This window comes from Nonomuraea sp. NPDC050786 (assembly GCF_040654115.1).
Lineage (GTDB): Bacteria > Actinomycetota > Actinomycetes > Streptosporangiales > Streptosporangiaceae > Nonomuraea.
Window position 1 is genome coordinate 775843 of sequence record NZ_JBFAHJ010000001.1, and the last position, 17934, is coordinate 793776.

A 17934-nucleotide genomic window follows, 5' to 3' on the forward strand; every position below is an offset into this window, starting at 1 on the left:
GCGGCGCGATCGGCTCAGAGCCGTTCGAGCAGGGTCTTCAACGACAGCTCGTAATGCGCGCGGGTCAGCTCCTCCGCCGCGTCGGGATCGCGGCGGAGGAGAGCGCCGACGATCTCGTGGTGACTGGCATGGCCCACGGCGTAGTCCTGGGCTGTGTACAGGCGGGCCGTGTGGAAGTCGAAGTGGAACTGCTGGTTCCGCTCGATCTGCGCGATCAGGTGCGGGTTTCCGCAAGCTCGCGCGATGGATCCGTGGAAGTCCGCGTTCAGCTTCACCTGGGCGTCGGCGTCGAGCGTCCCGAGTTTGTCGCCGTGCCCGGCCAGGATCTGCTCGATCTTCTTCAGGGTGCCGTCCTCGGCCACCGTGGCGGTCAGGCGCGCGGCGAAGCCTTCGAGGGCCATCCGGACCTGGTAGACGTTGCGGATGTCGGCGGGGCCGAACTCCCGCACCGTCCAGCTCGTACGCTGCTTGATGATCAGGCCCTGGTTCTCCAGGGCCAGCAGCGCGCTTCGGATGGGCGTCCGGCCGATGTCGAACAGCTCGGTCAGTTCGGCCTCGACGAGTCGCTGGTTCGGCCGGAGGGTGCCGTGGGCGAGCGCTTCGCGCAGCTTCTTGTAGGCCACGTCGGCGAGGACCGGTTCACGTGGCATGTCGAGTCTCCTCCTGATGCGCCACATCGGATGACTCTCTGGATCTTATATGGGATACCAAGCGGCGTGGCTCTCACACTACGAGAGATCGCGTTTAGGATATTAAATAATATCTTTTATTCAACAGCAGCGTCACCGAGGAGTCTAAATGTCAGCCAGCAACGCCGACCTCCGTCCAGTCGCCTTCGTCACGGGTGCCGCCAACGGCATCGGAGAGGCGGTCGTGTCCCGATTCCTGGCCGGCGGCTACCGAGTGGCCATGGTCGACCTCGATGCGGAACGGCTCACCGAGACCCGCCACCGGCATGACCCCGGAGGCGAGCGCACGATCGAGATCGTCGCCGACGTCTCCGACGAGGACAGCGTCGAGAACGCCGTCACCACGACCGTGAACGCGTTCGGCCGGATGGACGCCGCCCACAACAACGCCGGCATCACCAGTTCAGGACCGCGGACCCACGAACTGACCAGGAAGGCATGGGACCGGACCCTCGAAGTGGATCTGACCGGCGTCTGGCTATGCATGAAGTTCCAGATCTCGGTGATGCTGGAGCAGGGCTCCGGCGCCGTCATCAACACCGCGAGCATCGCCGGCCACGTCGGCTACCCGGGCGGCACCGCGTACGCCGCGGCCAAGCACGGCGTGGTAGGACTGACCCGCTCCGCCGCGATCGAATACGCCCCCACCGGCATCCGCGTCAACGCCGTGAGCCCCGGCCCCGTCCAGTCGGACATGATGGCGGCCTCGCTGGCCCGCCGCGGTCCCGCCGTCCGTGACTGGTACTACAACAACTCTCCGACCGGTCGTTTCGCGACGCTGGAGGACGTGGCACACGCGGTCCACTGGCTGGCCTCCCCCGAAGCGAGCTTCATCACCGGTCACTGCCTCAGCGTCGACGGAGGATGGACCGCCCAGTAGCCCGACGCGGCAGCCCATTGGATACCAGGCATTCACAGCCATTTTAATATCCTAAAAAATATTCTATTTCGTATCCTACATGGAAAGTGAGGTACAGGCGTTGAAGGCGACCGAATCGCTGCGCGGCATCAGCGTCGCCGTCGTCGGGGGCGGGTTCTCCGGCATCGCCGCGGGCGTCTACCTGCGCAGAGCGGGCTGCACGGATTTCGTGATCTTCGAGAGCTCCGCCGGAGCCGGCGGGACCTGGTGGGACACCCGGTATCCGGGGGCGGAGGTGGACACCCCGTCGCACCTGTATTCGTACTCCTTCAAGCGACACCCTTGGTCGCGGCCCTTCGCCGGGCACGAGGAGCTCCGGGGCTACCTGAACGAGGTAATCGCGGAGCACGAGCTGAAGCCCCACTTCCGATTCGGGATCGAGGTGCAGCGCGCGACGTGGGACGAGGACCGCCAGCAGTATCTCGTGGAGACCAGCGACGGCCGCGCCCACCATGTCCACGCGGTGGTGACGGCGGTCGGGATGCTGAACCAGCCTCGCCACCTGCAGCTGGATGGTATGGCCGACTACGAGGGACGGATCTTCCACACTTCGCGGTGGGACACCTCGACCGACCTGACCGGCAAGACAGTGGCCGTTATCGGCACCGGCTCCACCGCGGCGCAGCTCATCCCGGCCGTGGCCGCCGTTGCTAAGCAGGTCACCGTCTTCCAGCGCGACCCGTCGTGGGTTGAGCCCAAGGAGAACGTGCCGTACTCACCGAAGCGGCGCGCCCTGTTGTCCTGGGGGCCGATCCATCGCGCCGAACGCCTCAGGCGGTACTACCATGGCGAACGGCTCTGGTTCGGCGGACGGCTCATCCGGCCGGGGACCAAGGCCGACGAGCGCGCCCGCCGGCTCAGCAACCACTACATCCGGGCGGCCCTTCGAGGTCACCCCGAGTTGATCGAGGCGATGACGCCGCGCATCCCCTACCAGGGGCGCAGGCCTATCCACGCGACCGGATACCTGGAGGCGTTCACCCGTGACAACGTCACGCTGATCCCGCGGGCCGCCGTGAGCATGACCCCCGGCGCCGTCGTGGACAGCGCTGGCGGCGAGCACGAGGCTGATGTCGTCATCATGGCCACCGGCTTCCAGCCGAGCAACTATCTGGCCAGGATCGAGGTCGTCGGCCGAGACGGTCGCACGCTGCACGAGCAGTGGGCCGGCGAACCGCAGGCGTTCTGCGGAATCACCGTGCCGAACTTCCCGAACTTCTTCATGCTGTACGGGCCCAACACCAACTTCTACGCGCTCGTGCACGGCTTCGAATCGCAGGCGAAGTTCGTCGTCCGGTCACTGCAGAAGATGGTGAGTCGGCAGGGGACAGCCATCGAGTGCCGCCCCTCCTTCTTTACGGTGTTCAACGAGTGGCTGCAGGAACGGCTGGCCAAGAGCTCATGGGCGGTGGGCGACAACTACTTCAAGTCCCCCGTCACCGGGCGGGTGGTCACCCAGTGGCCGGACGGAGCGATCGTCTACGGGCTGATGACCCGTTTCCTGGCGAGGCCGTCCGGACGCGTCACGCACGGGCCCCGGCATCAACCGTGAGAGGTGGGCCCGTGGCCGTCACATCCTGACCACTGCAGCGGCCCGCGCCGCCCTCCCCAGACGGTGGCCGCGAAGGCGGAACCGGACGAGTTCACGAACGGGCGGCGGGGCGCGCGGAATAGGTCAGGGCTGACCACACGTCGTTGGCGTCCGCTCAGGGCGTAGGTGCTGTGCGGCATGAGGAGGGGCGCCGCGGTCGCACCCGGCGGGTGGGTCCAGCGCGGCAGTGGTTCCGGCCAGGATGGACTCGGCCGAGGCTGACGCGGCGCCGTGACGGACGGTGTCGCGGGTGAGGACTTTGGCCTCCTCAGTGGTGAGGCGGGAGACGAACTCGTCCAGCGTCACGTCGTCGGCGATCCCGCGGAACTGGGCCATCGCCAGGTGGCTGTGGGCGTTGACCATTCCGGGCAGGACCGCGCAGCCGGTCGCGTCGATCTCGCGAGCCGCCTTGTAGGGAGGCTGCCCGGCGTCGGGGCCCACAACGGCGATCCGGCCGTCACGGACACCGAGGAAACCGTCATCGAACGTGGCGTTCCCGGCGTTCATGGTCAGGACGTGCCCATGACGGATCACCAGGTCGAACTCGGGTGCTTCATGGCTCAAGCTGCAGTCCTCTCAAATTCGAGGCTTCCGCCTGAGAGTCCGAGGCGCTAGATTGAATCAAATGGTTCACTTTGCTGAGTGGTAAGTAAACCCTCCATGTCAGCACCGGACCTTCCCTCTTTTGAGTACGGCGCGACCTTCGCGCCGAGAACGCGTGTGGACGCACAGCCTGAGCTCACTGTCCGTCCACGGCAGGAGAAACACATGCGTAATGGATGGAAGTGGCTCACGCCCGCGATGGTCGCCACGGCCCTGACGGCGGCCGCGTGCGCTGGCCAGGCACCGAGCGGACAGTCCGAGAAGGGACTGCGCGTCGGCCTGGCCTACGACATCGGCGGCCGCGGCGACCAGTCGTTCAACGACGCGGCGGCCCGAGGACTCGACGACGCCAAGGCGAAGCTGCGTGTGGCCAAGGCACAGGAGCTCGAAGCAACTGCGGGAGAGTCGGACCAGGCCAAAGAGCAGCGGCTCCGCCTGCTCGCCCAGCAGGGGTTCAACCCAGTCATCGCCGTCGGCTTCGCCTACGCCGGTCCACTGCAGAAGATTGCGGGTCAGTTCCCCGACACCCGCTTCGCCCTGATCGACAGCCTGGACGCGCACGCGCCCAATGTCGCCAACCTGGTCTTCGCCGAGCAGGAAGGTTCCTACCTCGTCGGAGCCGCCGCAGCGCTGAAGAGCAAGACCGAGGCGGTCGGCTTCATTGGCGGCGCCAACACCCCGATCATCGGCAAGTTCCTCGCCGGTTACCAGGCGGGCGTGGCCGCGGTCTCCCCCAAGAAGAAAGTGCTGGTGCAGTACCTCAGCCAGGCACCCGACTTCTCCGGCTTCAGCTCCCCCGACAAAGGCAGGGTCGCGGCCGATGGCATGTACCAGCGAGGTGCCGACATCCTCTTCTCCGCCGCCGGCGGGTCCAGCACCGGTGTTGTGCAGGCCGCCCACCAGAGCGGCAAACGCGTGATCGGCGTAGATTCCGACCAGTATCTGCAGCCGGCACTCGCCTCGGTCAAGGACGCCATCCTCACCTCCATGGTCAAGCGCGTCGACCTGGCGGTCCTGGACTTCATCAGCGGCGTCGAGCAGAACCGGTTCGTCGCCGGCGAGCATCTGTACGGGCTGAAGGAGAACGGCGTCACGTACGCCACCTCCGGTGGCTTTGTCGACGACGTGAAGCCCCGGTTGGAGCAGATGCGCAAGGCCATCATCGACGGCGACATCGTGGTGCCGACCACTCCGAAGGCATGACGATGGCCGTAGCCACATCCACGGACGCCGTAGCCGCCTTGACCGCAAAGAACCTTCGCAAGCAGTTCCCCGGCGTCACCGCCAATCAGGACGTCAGCCTGACCCTGCGCGCGGGAACGATCCACGCGGTCGTGGGCGAGAACGGCGCCGGCAAGTCCACCCTCATGAAACTGCTGTACGGGATCCATCGGCCGGATGCCGGGGAAATCCGCGTGAACGGCGAACGGACCTCCTTCGCCTCGCCGAAGGACGCGTTGGCCGCCGGGCTCGGCATGGTCCACCAGCACTTCATGCTTGCCGACAACCTGTCAGTACTGGAGAACGTCATCCTCGGCGCCGAGCCGCGCAAGGCGGGGTCGCTGGACGTCCCGTCGGCCGTGCGTGGGATCGAGGCCATCTGTGCCGACCTCGGGGTGAGGCTCGACCCGCACGCCCCCGTCGGGGACCTGAGTGTCGCCGACCGCCAGAGGGTCGAGATCGTCAAGGTGCTCTACCGGGGAGCCAGGATCCTGATCCTCGACGAGCCGACCGCCGTGCTGGTGCCGCAAGAGGTCGACCGGCTGTTCGCCAACCTGACTCGGCTGACCGATCGCGGGCTGTCGATCCTGTTCATCTCGCACAAACTGGACGAGGTCCTGTCCATCGCCGACGACGTGACCGTGATCCGGCGTGGGGTCACCGTGGCCGACTCACTCCCCGCGGGAAAGGTGACCGCCCGCGAACTCGCCGAGCTCATGATCGGCACCGAACTCGCCGCCTCCGACCCGGCCCGCTCCCGCGACCGGTCGGCCGCCCGCACCAGCCTGCGTCTGGAAAACGTCAGCCTGGGCCCTGTCCCTGGACGGCAGGCCCTGCACGAGGTGACGCTGGAGCTTCGCGAAGGTGAGATCGTCGGCATCGCCGGCGTGGAGGGCAACGGGCAGACCGAACTGATCGAATGTGCCTCCGGTCTTCGCCGCCCGGACTCCGGGCGACTGACTCTGTTCGACAGGGACATCACCTCCATGGACACCAGGCGCCGCCGGTCGGCCGGGGTGGCGGTGGTGGCCGAAGACCGCCACCGGCAGGCCCTGCTCCTGGACGCCCCGCTGTGGGAGAACCGGATGCTGGGCTGGCAGACCCACAGCCCGAACAGCGAGAAAGGCTGGCTTCGCCGAAAGTCTGCGCGCCGTGACACCGAGCGCCTGCTCCGCGACTACGACGTGCGCGCACACACCCCTGATGTCGTGGTGTCTGCGCTGTCCGGCGGCAACCAGCAGAAGCTCATCATCGGGCGTGAGCTCTCCCACGGACCGAAGGTGCTCCTTGCCGCGCATCCCACCCGCGGCGTGGACATCGCCGCCCAGCAGGGCATCTGGCAGCACATCGAACGAGCGGTGTCCCGGGGCATGTCGGTGCTGCTGATCTCCGCCGACCTCGACGAGTTGCTGACCAGGTCAGACCGTCTGCTGGTGATGCTGCGCGGCCGCCTGGTCGCTGAGGTGGACCCGCGGGAGATCGACGCCGCCCGGCTCGGGATGGCTATGGCCGGCGCGGAAGTGGCCGCCCCGTGAAGCTGATCCCACACCTGCGCGGCGCGGCCATCGGGCTGCTCTCATCGGTAGCCGCTCTCGTGTTCGCCGCCGCGGCGGCCTGGCTGATCCTCGCCGCGACAGGTGCCTCCCCGCTCGAGGCCGCGCGGGCCATGGTCCTGAACGGTTTCAGCGACGCCAGCGCCGCGATCATCCTGAACTCGGCCGCCGCCTACTACCTGTCCGCCGTCGCGGTCGCCTTCACCTTCCGCCTCAACCTGTTCAACATCGGCACCGAGGGCCAGTACCGGATCGCCGCCTTGTGCGCGGCGGCTGTCGGCGCGGGCCTGAGCCTGCCCGCTCCGCTCGGTCAAGTGGTCATCGTGACGACCGCGATGATCGCCGGCGCGGTGTGGGCGGCCATCCCGGCGTTGTTGAAGACGCTCAAGGGCGTCAACGAGGTGATCTCCACGATTGCGCTGAACTTCATCGCGATCGGGCTGATCTCCTATCTGCTGGCTCCCGGCCGCCTGGGTAGCGGAAGCGGCAGCAACATGGGCACCGCACCGATCGCGGACGGCCTGCGGGATTCGGGGATCGACATCGCCGTCCAGGGCGCGGGGCTGCACTGGTCCTCGCTCCTGGCCGTGGCCGCCGGAATCGGTTTCTACGTGCTGATCGAGCGTACTGTCTTCGGTTTCGACCTGCGCGCCGCGGGCCGCTCTGTGGACGCGGCCCGCACCGGGGGTGTGCCCTTGGGCAGGACCATCGTCATCGCCATGGTCCTGTCCGGTGCCACCGCGGGGCTGATCGGCATGCCGGCGCTGCTCGGCGACTCCGGGAGCTTCACGCTGAGCTTCCCGTCCGGGCTCGGCTTCATCGGCATCGCCGTTGCCCTGTTCGGGGGCAACCGGGCCGCCGGGATGGCCGTGGGCGCGTTGCTCTTCTCGTTCCTGGACAACTCCTCCAACGTGCTCCAGCTCATGGACATCAGCAACGAAGTCGTCCGCATCATGGAAGGCCTGATCATTTTGGCCGTGGTCATCACCAACCGGCTGACCTCTCGCTGGCGTACCAATCAGGCACGGCCGGATCGACTCAAGGACATGTCGGCTGCTCCCGCCGCGCCCGCGCCGGTGAACGCGGGAGGCGACGCGTGACGATCTCAACCATCACAGCCCAGGACGGGCCGCGTACCCAGACCGGCCCCGGTCAGGGGAACCGGCGGCAGGCGATGTTGACGATCCTGTGCGGGATCGCACTCGCCGTCGCGCTGGTCCCACATGCCACCGACCTGGTATCCGCGGACACGATCACCACTGCGCTGGTGCTCACCTGCCCGGTCGCCCTCGCGGCGCTCGGAGGCGTATGGGCTGAGCGGGCCGGCGTTGTCAACATCGGACTTGAGGGCATGATGATCCTCGGAACTTGGGGCGCCGGATTCGGAGCGCTCCAATGGGGGCCCGCCTTCGGCCTGGTTTTCGGAATGGCCTGCGGCGCATTGGGCAGCCTCGTGCATGCGGTCGTCACAGTGACCTTCAAGGTGGACCACATCGTCGCCGGCGTGGCCATCAACATCCTGGCACCCGGAGTCGCCAAGTACCTGTCCTCGCTCACCTTCGCGGCCATGCCCGGCGGCGGCACCACGCAATCACCGCCCGTCCCGTCGCTGCCAGTACTGCCCCTGCCTTTCGGGCTCGGCGGGCTCTCTACGGGGATCGTCCTCGGCCTGGTCGTGTTCCCGTTGTCGTGGTGGCTGCTGTGGCGAACGCCGTACGGGCTCCGCCTGCGCTTCTGCGGGGAGAACCCCGTCGCCGCCACCAGCCTCGGCATGCGGGTAACCGCGCTGCGCCACAGCGCCGTCATCTCCTCCGGTGCGCTCGCCGGCCTCGGCGGAGCACTGCTGGTGCTGGCCAGTTCCGGCCTCTACCGGGACGGGCAGACCGCGGGCCGGGGATACATGGGACTGGCAGCCACGGTGTTCGGTAACTGGACGCCGTCCGGCGCCTTCGCCGGGTCGTTCCTGTACGGCTACATGGACGCCCTGCAACTGCGCGGCGGCGGCTCGGCCGTCCGCACCGTCCTCGTGGTCGCCGCGCTCGCGTGCGGAATCCTCGCCGTGCTGGTCCTCCTGCGGCGTGGCGGGCTGCGCCGACTGGCCCCGCCCGCGCTGGCCGCGGTCCTGCTCACAGCCATCACGGCCCTGACCGACTCGGTCCCCGAACAGGTGGCCTTCGTGGCCCCCTACATGGCGGTCCTGGTCGCGCTCGTGGCCTCTGGCCAGCGGCTCAGACCGCCAGCAGCACTCGGCAAACGTCACGACATCGCTTCCTCCTGAGGGAAGCCCTTCACAGAATGAGGTTGGCGCAATTGCGCGTCCTTGCAGATATGGACACAGGGCTGGACGACGCCCTCGCCCTTACCTATCTGGCGCACCGGCCCGACGTCACGCTCTGCGCCGTCACCTGTGTCAGCGGCTGCGTCGACGTCGACACGGTCTCCCGCAACACCACGGCCGTGCTGGCGACGCTAGGTCGGCCCGACGTCCCGGTGGGCCGGGGCAGCGCCCGGCCGCTCACCGCCGCTCGCGCGTCGGCCGAATGGGTGTTCGGGCCGGGCGGCATGGGCGACGTCGAACTCTCCGGCGCGGCGAACCCAGCGGACCTGCCCCCTGCGCTGGAGGTGATGCGCCGATCCCTGGCACAGCCGGGCCCTCGCACGACACTGGTCTGCACCGGCCCGTTGACCAACGTCGCGCTGCTGCTCAGAGCCTTTCCCGAAGTCGCCCACCAGGTGGAGGCGGTCTACGTGATGGGCGGCTCGGCAGTGGCCGGAGGCAACGAGACGCCGGCGGCCGAGTCCAACGTCCTGTATGACCCCGAAGCCACTGACATCGTGCTCCGCAGCGGGCTGCCGGTCATTCTCTACGGGCTCGACGTCTTCACCCGTGTCAGGGCCTCAGAAGAGGACATCGCCGAACTGGAGAACGCGCCGGGCCCGGGAGGCAGGCTCGCCGCCCGCATCCTGCGCGACCTGGCCGCGCGATTCGCCACGCGCGGCGCGTTTCTCGGAGATGCGGGCGTGGCCGTGATCGCCACCGAGCGGGCGCTGGCCGACATCCGCCGACTCAAGGTCGCCGTCGAACTGCAGGGCCGCTACACGCGCGGGGCGACCGTCGTGGACCGGCGCGAAACGAGACCACCACACGGCGACCACGCGGACGAGTGGCCTTTCGTCGACGTGGTGTGGGATCTGGACGACGCCGGCGTTGTTTCGCACTTCATCAAGACTGTCACCAGGGAGAAATGACCATGAACAAGCTGGGCGTACACGCGGCGGTCTTCGTCGGCGGCTGGTCTCCGGCAGACTGCGAAACAGCCGTGGCGAAGGCGAGCGCGTGCGGGTTCGACGTCATCGAGATCCCCGTGTTCGAACCAGAAAATCTATCCGCCACCGCAACCCTGCAAGCGCTGCAGCGGTACAAGATCGAGGCTACATGCTCACTCGGGCTGCCCTTCGATGCGGATCTGGCCGCCCAGGACGCCTCGGTCAGCGCCGCGGGTGAGCGGTACCTCACAGCCGCGCTGGACTTCGCCGCGACGATCGGGAGCTCCTACCTCGGCGGCGTGATCTACGGAGCCTTCGGCAAACACGACAAGCCGGTCTCACCCGCCGGCCGGCGTAACGCGGTTGCCGCCATCCGGCGGGTGGCCGCCCGCGCCGCCGACCATGGTGTCACGCTCGGCCTGGAAACAGTGAACAGGTACGAATCAAACCTGCTCAACACCGCCGAGCAGACGCGAGCGTTCATCGAAGAGGTCGATGCTGCCAACGTCCGACTGCACCTGGACACCTATCACATGAACATCGAGGAGCATGACGCTGCGGATGCGATCCTGCAGAGCAACCATCTCCTGGGGTATGTGCACATCGGTGAAAGCCACCGCGGGCCGCTGGGGACGGGGACGGTCGACTTCTCTTCGATCTTTGAGGCGCTTCGTGAAATCCACTATGAGGAGATTGTGACCTTTGAGAGCTTCTCCTCACGGGTCGTCTCTCCCGCGCTCTCCAGCACTCTGGCGATCTGGCGTGACACATGGGACGACCCCGACGAGACCGCCATGGCGGCCCGTGACTTCATCGCCGAAGCGCTGAAGGGTTGACCCTGGGCGAGACTGGCATGAGAGCCGTCTTGATCGGCGGCTCCCATGCCGGCAGATACATGCCGATCCGCTACCAGCGGCTTTACTGACTGAGCCGGGTGTCCTCCTCGCATCCGCACCCCGCCATCGCGGCCACGCGGGCTGCTGGGCGTCTCGCGGAGTCGGAGCTTCACTGAAAGAGTGGAGATGGCGATGTGCGGCAGGTCCGTCCAGTGCGTCTCGAGCAGAGCCGAGCCGATCGCCTCCTCACGCTGGACTCCGAACAGATTTCCGATGGCCGCGGCACGGTACCGGCCACCGGCGGCCTCCACCCCGTGCTGGTGGGCAGTGGCTGCGTTTCTCGACCGGAGACCAGGTGAGCACGTCACCGACGAGGGGCAGTGTAGGACGACGTTCTTTCCGAGCACGTAGGGCCTGATGGGCGACATGGACGATGTCCAGGATCTTCAGGGCTGGTCTTGGGGTTGGCCTGGTTCGTGCCCTGCGACAACGTGAGCGTCAAACGTTCAAGATCGGCCTTCCCCGCTCTGTCTGGAAACACCGGGGAGGGCCGTTAACGGTGTGGAGGTCACACCGCGTGCTCACGGTAGGCGATCACCGGGCCTTGGTCGAGTCTGCGCTGGTTGAAGGCGCTCTGGCGTGTCCTGGGTGTGATGGGATGCTGGCCGGGTGGGGGCATGCCCGGCGCCGGTTGATCCGCACGCTGCGTTCGAGGGTGCGGCTGGTGTTGCGGCCCTGGCGGGCGCGGTGCCGCGGGTGCGGGGTTACTCACGTGCTGCTGCCTGCGCGGCTGCTGACCCGGCGGGCCGATGATGCCGAGACGATTGGGGCCGCACTGGAGTTGGCCGCGCTGGGGCATGGGGTGCGGCGGATCGCGTGGGTGCCGGGCCGGTCGGCCTGGACGGTGCGGGGGTGGGTGCGCCGGGCGCGGTGCCGGGCCGGGGCGTTGCGGGCCGGCTTGGCCGGGTGGGTGGTGGCGTTGGATCCGGATCCGCCTCCGATCGCCGCGTCGGGCTCGGCGTGGGGGGATGCGCTCAGCATGCTGGTGGCGGTGCACCGGGCGGCGGTGGTGCGGTGGGCGGAGTTGGCGGACAGGCTGTCGTTGTGGCGGCCGGCCGCGGTGCTGACCGATGGCAGCCTGCTGGCTGTGGTGCCGGTGGTCCGGGCGATCAACACCAGCCGCCCTCTGGTGATGTGCGGTGACTGATCGGGTCCTTTGAGGTGACTGTGTGTCGTCAGCTCGGAGGGGGACAGCTGGGCGATGTCCTCGGCGCCCACTTCCCAGTCTTCGGCGATGGCCCTCCGGTCCCGAAGCTGGCCCAGCCCCAAAGTGGCTATATGTTCCCAGGGCTACTGAAGCTGCGGCCAGGACGGAGTGGCGTCGTGGCCTCTGGTAGAGCCTGGTCAGCTCGTGTGGGTTCGGTGGGCTCTGACAGCGAGGATCCAGGGGGATTCAGTTCTGTCAGGTCACGGCCGACAGACGCTGTCCCTTCTCAGGTTCTGGCTCAAACCTCGTGACGATCATCAACCAACGCTCCTGCTCGGACCAGCAAGGGAAGCACCTGGTTGCGAACCGCTGGGGCCAGGCGAGGTCCAAAGCGATCACGCCCGTCGGTCCGTCCCAGGGCGGCAAGCTCAGCGGCAGGCTTTGGGCGTCCGGCCAGTCTGGCTGTGTAAACGGTCATGCGCATCGGCACACCCTCAAGCGCAGCCATGTCCTCGATTTGGCCAAGCAGGTCCATGTCGCGCGGCGCAACGCCGAGTTCCTCGCCCAGCTCCCGAACCAAGGTCTCCTCCGGGCTCTCCCCTGCCTCAGGCTTTCCTCCGGGCAGGTAGAACACCTCCGGCGCCGCCTTCTTACTCACGACGAGCAAGCGTCCTCGATCGACGATGGCCGCAGCCACCACCTTCATCACACCGTCACAAAGCATGCCTATCAGCATCCCGGATCGGATGAAACCAGCCGCATTGGAAGGCTCACCAGCCTCCCGTGCACACGGATTTGAGGACCGACGGAGGAGGCAATTCGTAGATGCGGTCTTCTTGCTGTTCACGCCTGTCCGCGCTTGCCGCACCCGGGGAACTCTGGCGAGAGAAGCGCCTATTCACGTTTCGTCCATGTCTGATGGAGTTTCGGGCGTGCAGGTGTGGGCAACGACAAGTGACATTCAGCGGCGAATCGTCCCCACGCGTAGGTGACGATGAGGCAGTCTTCGGATGTGAACCTCACGGCCGAGACCTCGTGTAGGCGGTCGGCGCGGTCATCGACCAGATGCACCGACACCTCGGGCTGATGTGGAAAGTCCGTGTGCGCGTTCACCCACCCGCGCGGCGACGGGACAAGACCAGACCCGCTGACATTCACCAGAATCGTCACCCACAAGTCGCCGGCAACGGCCAGCCTCGGAGGATGGATATACCGTTCGACCCAGGCGACCCGACCCCGCCCGCGGTCCACGGCTCCGGCCAATACCGTCACCGAGGGCCCGCCGGGTGGCTCTGGCTCCCGGGCCTCGCCAGATGGTTCTCCCCACCATCCAGCGGGCGCCGGCCATTCCTGATATGAGCCATCCAGTCCGAGGGCTTGGCCGATGGCGGCCAGCAGTTCGGCATGGCTCGTATGAGTGATTTCATTGCTTGACATCCAAGAATGATTCCACATGGTGCGACATAAGGTCAGCATCACTGAGATGCCCAGCAGATTCCGGATAGTCGGTTACATAAGCTGGCAGAAGTCTGGAAGAGGTAGGTACGTGACGAGGTGTCGCAGGCAGTGGTCACGTCCGAGATGCGGTGTAAAAGTCTTCTGTGCCCTGTTGTGACGCCCGGCGGGACGTGAAAATTGAGTAGCTGCTCGCCGACGTCGGGTTCTCTTTGGTGCCTGGTTGAGGCCGCGTAAAAGTCTGACGCTGGGAGCTGGCCAGGGGCCCCGCATTGTGCTTCGAGCACGAGAGTCCGATTCCGTTCCGCCCCGCAGCTTCCCGCGAGCAGCTGTTCAGATATACCGAGCGGCACAGGCGGTGGTCATGGAAGAGGTCAGCGAGGAGCCGGTGGACCTGGTCGAGCGGATCTGCGCGATCGACATCGGCAAGACCACGGTAGTGGCCTGCGTGCGCGTCCCGCACGAGGTCAAGCCTGGCAGGCGAGTGCAGGAAGTGCGCGAATTCAGCACACTGCCCTCATCGCTGATAGAACTGTCCGACTGGCTGCGCTGCCAGCAGGTGAACAAGGTGGCGATGGAGTCCACTTCCACCTACTGGAAGCCGGTCTACTACCTGCTGGAGGCCGAAGGGTTCGACTGCGAACTGTTCAACGCCAGACACGTCAAGAACGTCCCGGGCCGCCCCAAGACCGACAAACTGGATGCGATCTGGCTGGCCAAGGTCATCGAGCGGGGCATGTGTCGGCCCAGCCTGGTCATCCCCGGCCGATCCGCCAGCTGCGTGACCTGACCCGCTATCGGCGCACCCTGGTGCGTGAACGCACTCGCGAGAAGCAACGGATGGAAAAGCTGCTGGAAGACGTGCAGATCAAGCTGTCCAGCGTGATCGACGACATCTTCGGCGTCTCCGGCCGCGACATGCTGCAGGCGATGATCAACGGTGAACGCAGCCCGCACGTGCTGGCCGAGATGGCCCGAGGCTCCATGCGCAACAAGATCCCGCTGTTGCGCCAGGCGCTCGTTCCCACAGCGCCTGCTGGGCCGCGGTCAACCCGCCCCGGCCCGCAGGAGTCCACGAACAGACCACCCGCGAGCGGTGGCAGCAGATCCACGACCTGCTGGACAAGGGCGTCGGCCTCCTGGAGTGCGCTCGCCGTCTGAACCTGTCTCTGAACACCGTCAAGCGTTACGCCCGCACCCGCGAACCCGGGGCTTTGCGGCGCGCTCCGCGCGCTACCGGCCCACCCTCGTCGATCCTTACCGTGATCACCTGCGAGAGCGGCGCGCCGCCGACCCTGCCGTGGCGGTCCTGCAGTTGTTCCGCGAGATCAAAGAGCTCGGCTACACGAGCAGCCTCAACCTGCTCTACCGCTACATCACCCAAGGCCGAGCCGAAGGAGAGCGTTCTATCATCACCCCACGGCGCCTGACCCGCCTCCTGCTCACCCACCCCGACCGGCTGCGTGACAGCGACACCCAACTGTTGCAGGAGCTCACGGCCGCCTGCCCCGAACTGGCTGAACTCGCCCGCCATGTCCGCGGATTCGCCGAACTCCTCACCCCAGCCGAAGGCAACGACGCCAAGCTCATCGCCTGGATCACCACCATCCGAGCCGCTGACCTGCCCCACCTGCACGGCTTCGCCAACGGCCTCGAACTCGACCGCGACGCCGTGAACGCCGCCCTCACCCTCCGGCACCACAACGGCCGAACCGAAGGCGTCAACACCCGCACGAAGAGAATCATGCGACAGATGCACGGCCGCGCCGGGTTCGACCTCTTGCGCCACCGCATCCTGCTGCGATGAAGATCACCCAGCGCTACCACCGATTACGGGACAGAGCCGTTAACTGGACACACCCCGTCCGTGGACGTGACTCGAGGACGAGCAGAGCGCGGTGGTCCGCCGCATCGCCACGGTGATGCCTGGCCACGCCGACAGCTCAGTGGCGCCGACGGCTGGATCACCTCGGGCCGGTATCCGGCGTGCAGGTCGGCGATCGCCGCCCCGCTCCGCGGCGGCACGAGCAAGACCCTGACGCGCGGCGCAGAGATCACCACGGCGCAGGACGCCACGCTGCCACGCGAGGTGGCCGCGCTGGAGATCCGAGAGGAGCTCCCACCGGGCGTTGTTCATCTGGGAAGGCGGGCCCAGCATCTGGGGCGCGGTCGCCTCGGAAGGCGGGGCGCATGGCTGGCCTTCGGCTCGACGCCGAAGAGCCTCCAGGCTCATCTCGGCCCGCGCTCCAGACGCGCCAACTGGTCCTCACCCAGTTTGCATGCCGCTCCGCCCACCCCTTTGGAGGCCAGCGCCTGACGGCCGCCCGTCTCCAGCGCCCGCCGCCATCGATTGGCCGAAGTCCGCGACGCCCGAAACTCCCGCACTACCTGCGCATCGATCGCGCCCTCGACGAAGCGGTCGGCCGCCCGCATCCGCACCTGCCCCCGGCGTAACCACTGCTCAGCGGTCAGACGACCATCATCGGGATACCTCATACATGGGAGGTAGCTCCGCAACGACCGCCTGCCAGCTCACGTCCAGGCCAGGCCACATAACCCTCGCTTTTGAAGGTTTCTAGTCGATCGGGCGGGCCGAACTACCCGAAGGGCCTGTTGAGCAGCTTCTCTGGAAACGCATAGCGTATGTATTGGTTCAATTGACGGCCATCGCGCGTGCCGGATTTCGTATCATCAATAAGCTGGAGTACACCATATGTCCGAGATTTCCGCGGCTGTCGCGGTCGCATACCACAGCGGGTTCGGCCATACAGGCAGGCTTGCAGAGGCGGTCTGCGAAGGCGCCGCCTCTGTGTCGGGCACAACTACCAATATCATTACCGTCGACACGATCACCGAGGAGCAATGGGGCCTGCTCGACGCGGCCGACGCGATCATCTTCGGATCTCCGACCTACATGGGTGCAGCAAGCCCGGCGTTCCACACGTTCGCATATGATTCCAGCAAACGTTGGGTCGGACAGCGCTGGGCGGGCAAGCTAGCCGCCGGTTTCACCAACTCCGGCTCCAAGAGTGGCGACAAGCTGCACACCCTGCATTACTTTACTCTGCTGGCCGCCCAGCACGGCATGCATTGGATCAGCTTGGGACTCATGCCAGGCTGGAACGAGAGCACCGGGTCGGAGAGTGATCTCAACCGCCTTGGCTTCTGGTTGGGTGCCGCGGCCCAGTCCAACGGTGACGAAGGGCCCGAGGCGATGTGCAAGGCTGACTTGCTCACTGGGTCCCACCTGGGCAGGCGAGTGGCCGAGCATGCGCAGCTGTTGCGTAGGGCTCAGCAGGTCGCTTGACTGGCGCGTGCGCCCGTGGGCCCGCCACCCCGAGCTAACCAGGTGGTAGGCCCAGAAGGCCGTCAAGTCCACGCTGGAGTGAAGGGATGGAAAGCCTGCGGGCAGTCTGCGGTCCGAATGGACGCGCCTTGCTCGGGCGTCGCACCGACAGGTCACTTGAGCAGCGCCTGGACTAGCTGATGGCGCTTGATTCCAGCATCGTGGGCGCGCACCGGCGTGCAGCTGACGCACGGAAAGGCTGCGGCCGATGCTGAGACGGTCGATAGGTTGGCCGATCAGCAAGATCAATCTGATTTGCGATGGTGTCGGCGTCCCCTGGCGGCGGTGGTGACCACTGCGACCGTCAATGACTGCGCCCCCAGTCACTGCCATGAGGCTGCGATCCGGGTGTGCGCTGACGGGTTGTCCACGACCACATAGATCGGAGCGCCGTTCGGGCGGGCAGTCCGATTCGCCCGACGCGGCCCAGGCCGAGCCGACGATGGGGCGGATGCCCAACGGGCGAGGGGTGGGTTCGAGGCCCGGGCGGAGATGATCCACCGAATACGGGCCAAAGAGATGGCCAGCATGATCATGCGTCCGAGTACCGGGGTTCCACAGCCTTCAACTGAAGACAAGCGGGCGCCTGACCGCCGTCGGCAGTTGCCTGACCCACAGCGATAGAGGAGAAGTTACTTTTCCATGCGATGGATAAACAGAGGTGCCGCAGCGGCAGCGGCAAGCGTGCTGGCACTCTGCGTCGCGACGCCTGCGCATGCCTCGCAGAACAGCGGCTGGGTATGGACGTCGACGCGCAGCGGAGCCGTGTACTTCGATGCTGACCTGAACGGCCGCCGAGACTGGGAAAAGATCACGATCTGCCTCAACAAACCCGGCCACCCGATCCAGGCCAGGGTCCACGACGGTAGGCACATGCGCGCGCTCGTGGACACGACCGCTGATGGGCGCTGCGTCTCGCGAGCAGGCGATTTCTTCCCCGAGGAAAGGGACATCACCGTATACGTGCACGAGATCTGGGACAACCGGGAAAAGGCAGACACCCTTGGTGAAGGCAGCGCCAGGTCGTAGCTGTGCGTCTGCCGGGACTGGTCACATCTGGGTCTGGGTCTGGGTCTTGAGTGCTGAGCGAGTTTCGTACCCAGGTGGCCGAGCACGGCTTGGAGGAGAGGCCCCTGGATCCGCTCCATGCCGCGTCGACGGAGGAGGGGCTGGTAAAAACACCGGGTAAGCAGCGGAACGACTCGACTCATGTGCTGGTCGCCGCGCGGGATTGTTCCGCCTGGAGT

General features: G+C 66.6%; 16 protein-coding genes and 1 pseudogene. 13 read left to right on the top strand and 4 right to left on the bottom strand.

All coding sequences use genetic code 11. The annotated features are described in order from the left end of the window. Positions 1 to 14: 14 nt before the first annotated feature. On the bottom strand, positions 15 to 650 hold the full coding sequence (locus AB0H84_RS04030) for a GntR family transcriptional regulator (RefSeq protein WP_357597745.1): 636 nt from the start codon (positions 648 to 650) through the stop codon (positions 15 to 17). Between the two features lie 148 nt (positions 651 to 798). Here AB0H84_RS04030 and AB0H84_RS04035 point away from each other — a divergent pair, with 148 nt between their 5' ends. Next, positions 799 to 1569: an SDR family oxidoreductase gene (locus tag AB0H84_RS04035; protein WP_357597748.1), complete on the top strand. Its 771-nt coding sequence runs from the start codon at positions 799 to 801 to the stop codon at positions 1567 to 1569. A 79-nt stretch (positions 1570 to 1648) separates the two neighbouring features. Next, entirely contained in the window at positions 1649 to 3160 is a 1512-nt protein-coding gene (locus tag AB0H84_RS04040; protein ID WP_357597751.1) for an NAD(P)/FAD-dependent oxidoreductase, read from the top strand. A 123-nt stretch (positions 3161 to 3283) separates the two neighbouring features. Here the strand turns inward: AB0H84_RS04040 and AB0H84_RS04045 are convergent, their stop codons facing one another. Next, the gene (locus tag AB0H84_RS04045; RefSeq protein WP_357597753.1) at positions 3284 to 3763 is read right to left on the bottom strand and encodes an amidohydrolase family protein; all 480 of its coding nucleotides are present in this window, start codon (positions 3761 to 3763) and stop codon (positions 3284 to 3286) included. A 96-nt stretch (positions 3764 to 3859) separates the two neighbouring features. On the opposite strand from AB0H84_RS04045, the gene AB0H84_RS04050 reads away from it, so the two are divergent. The 7 genes from AB0H84_RS04050 to AB0H84_RS04080 all read left to right on the top strand — a co-directional run bounded on the left by AB0H84_RS04050 (position 3860) and on the right by AB0H84_RS04080 (position 11886). Continuing rightward, positions 3860 to 5005: a BMP family ABC transporter substrate-binding protein gene (locus AB0H84_RS04050; RefSeq protein ID WP_357597756.1), complete on the top strand. Its 1146-nt coding sequence runs from the start codon at positions 3860 to 3862 to the stop codon at positions 5003 to 5005. A 38-nt stretch (positions 5006 to 5043) separates the two neighbouring features. Beyond that, positions 5044 to 6558: an ABC transporter ATP-binding protein gene (locus tag AB0H84_RS04055; protein ID WP_357597758.1), complete on the top strand. Its 1515-nt coding sequence runs from the start codon at positions 5044 to 5046 to the stop codon at positions 6556 to 6558. Next, positions 6555 to 7676, top strand: a complete 1122-nt coding sequence (locus AB0H84_RS04060; RefSeq protein ID WP_357597761.1) for an ABC transporter permease — start codon at positions 6555 to 6557, stop codon at positions 7674 to 7676. Before AB0H84_RS04055 ends, AB0H84_RS04060 begins: the two co-directional genes overlap by 4 nt. Further along, a complete protein-coding gene (locus AB0H84_RS04065) occupies positions 7673 to 8854 on the top strand; it encodes an ABC transporter permease (RefSeq protein ID WP_357597763.1) in 1182 nt (393 codons plus the stop codon). Before AB0H84_RS04060 ends, AB0H84_RS04065 begins: the two co-directional genes overlap by 4 nt. A 50-nt stretch (positions 8855 to 8904) precedes the next feature. After that, positions 8905 to 9825, top strand: a complete 921-nt coding sequence (locus AB0H84_RS04070; RefSeq protein WP_357597766.1) for a nucleoside hydrolase — start codon at positions 8905 to 8907, stop codon at positions 9823 to 9825. A gap of 2 nt (positions 9826 to 9827) precedes the next feature. Then, entirely contained in the window at positions 9828 to 10679 is an 852-nt protein-coding gene (locus AB0H84_RS04075) for a sugar phosphate isomerase/epimerase family protein (RefSeq protein WP_357597769.1), read from the top strand. A 433-nt stretch (positions 10680 to 11112) separates the two neighbouring features. Continuing rightward, positions 11113 to 11886 carry a DUF6431 domain-containing protein gene (locus AB0H84_RS04080; RefSeq protein ID WP_357597772.1) on the top strand — a complete coding sequence of 258 codons (774 nt, stop codon included), beginning with the start codon at positions 11113 to 11115 and terminating at the stop codon, positions 11884 to 11886. A 298-nt stretch (positions 11887 to 12184) separates the two neighbouring features. Here AB0H84_RS04080 and AB0H84_RS04085 read toward each other — a convergent pair whose 3' ends face one another. Beyond that, a complete protein-coding gene (locus AB0H84_RS04085; protein WP_357597775.1) occupies positions 12185 to 12622 on the bottom strand; it encodes an NUDIX domain-containing protein in 438 nt (145 codons plus the stop codon). 1083 nt (positions 12623 to 13705) lie between these two features. Between AB0H84_RS04085 and AB0H84_RS04090 the strand changes: the two genes are divergently transcribed. Both AB0H84_RS04090 and AB0H84_RS04095 read left to right on the top strand, forming a co-directional pair. Then, entirely contained in the window at positions 13706 to 14131 is a 426-nt protein-coding gene (locus tag AB0H84_RS04090) for a transposase (protein WP_357597777.1), read from the top strand. 229 nt (positions 14132 to 14360) lie between these two features. Continuing rightward, positions 14361 to 15148 (top strand): annotated as a pseudogene (locus tag AB0H84_RS04095) (transposase); the annotation flags it as partial. Positions 15149 to 15570: 422 nt separating this feature from the next. Here the strand turns inward: AB0H84_RS04095 and AB0H84_RS04100 are convergent. Beyond that, positions 15571 to 15837 (bottom strand): hypothetical protein, encoded by a 267-nt coding sequence (locus tag AB0H84_RS04100; RefSeq protein WP_357597780.1) that lies wholly within the window; start codon positions 15835 to 15837, stop codon positions 15571 to 15573. Positions 15838 to 16054: 217 nt separating this feature from the next. On the opposite strand from AB0H84_RS04100, the gene AB0H84_RS04105 reads away from it, so the two are divergent. Together AB0H84_RS04105 and AB0H84_RS04110 are read left to right on the top strand one after the other, a co-directional pair. Further along, the gene (locus AB0H84_RS04105; protein WP_357597783.1) at positions 16055 to 16648 is read left to right on the top strand and encodes a flavodoxin family protein; all 594 of its coding nucleotides are present in this window, start codon (positions 16055 to 16057) and stop codon (positions 16646 to 16648) included. A 723-nt stretch (positions 16649 to 17371) separates the two neighbouring features. Further along, positions 17372 to 17716, top strand: a complete 345-nt coding sequence (locus AB0H84_RS04110) for a hypothetical protein (RefSeq protein ID WP_357597786.1) — start codon at positions 17372 to 17374, stop codon at positions 17714 to 17716. The last annotated feature ends 218 nt before the right edge of the window (positions 17717 to 17934 follow it).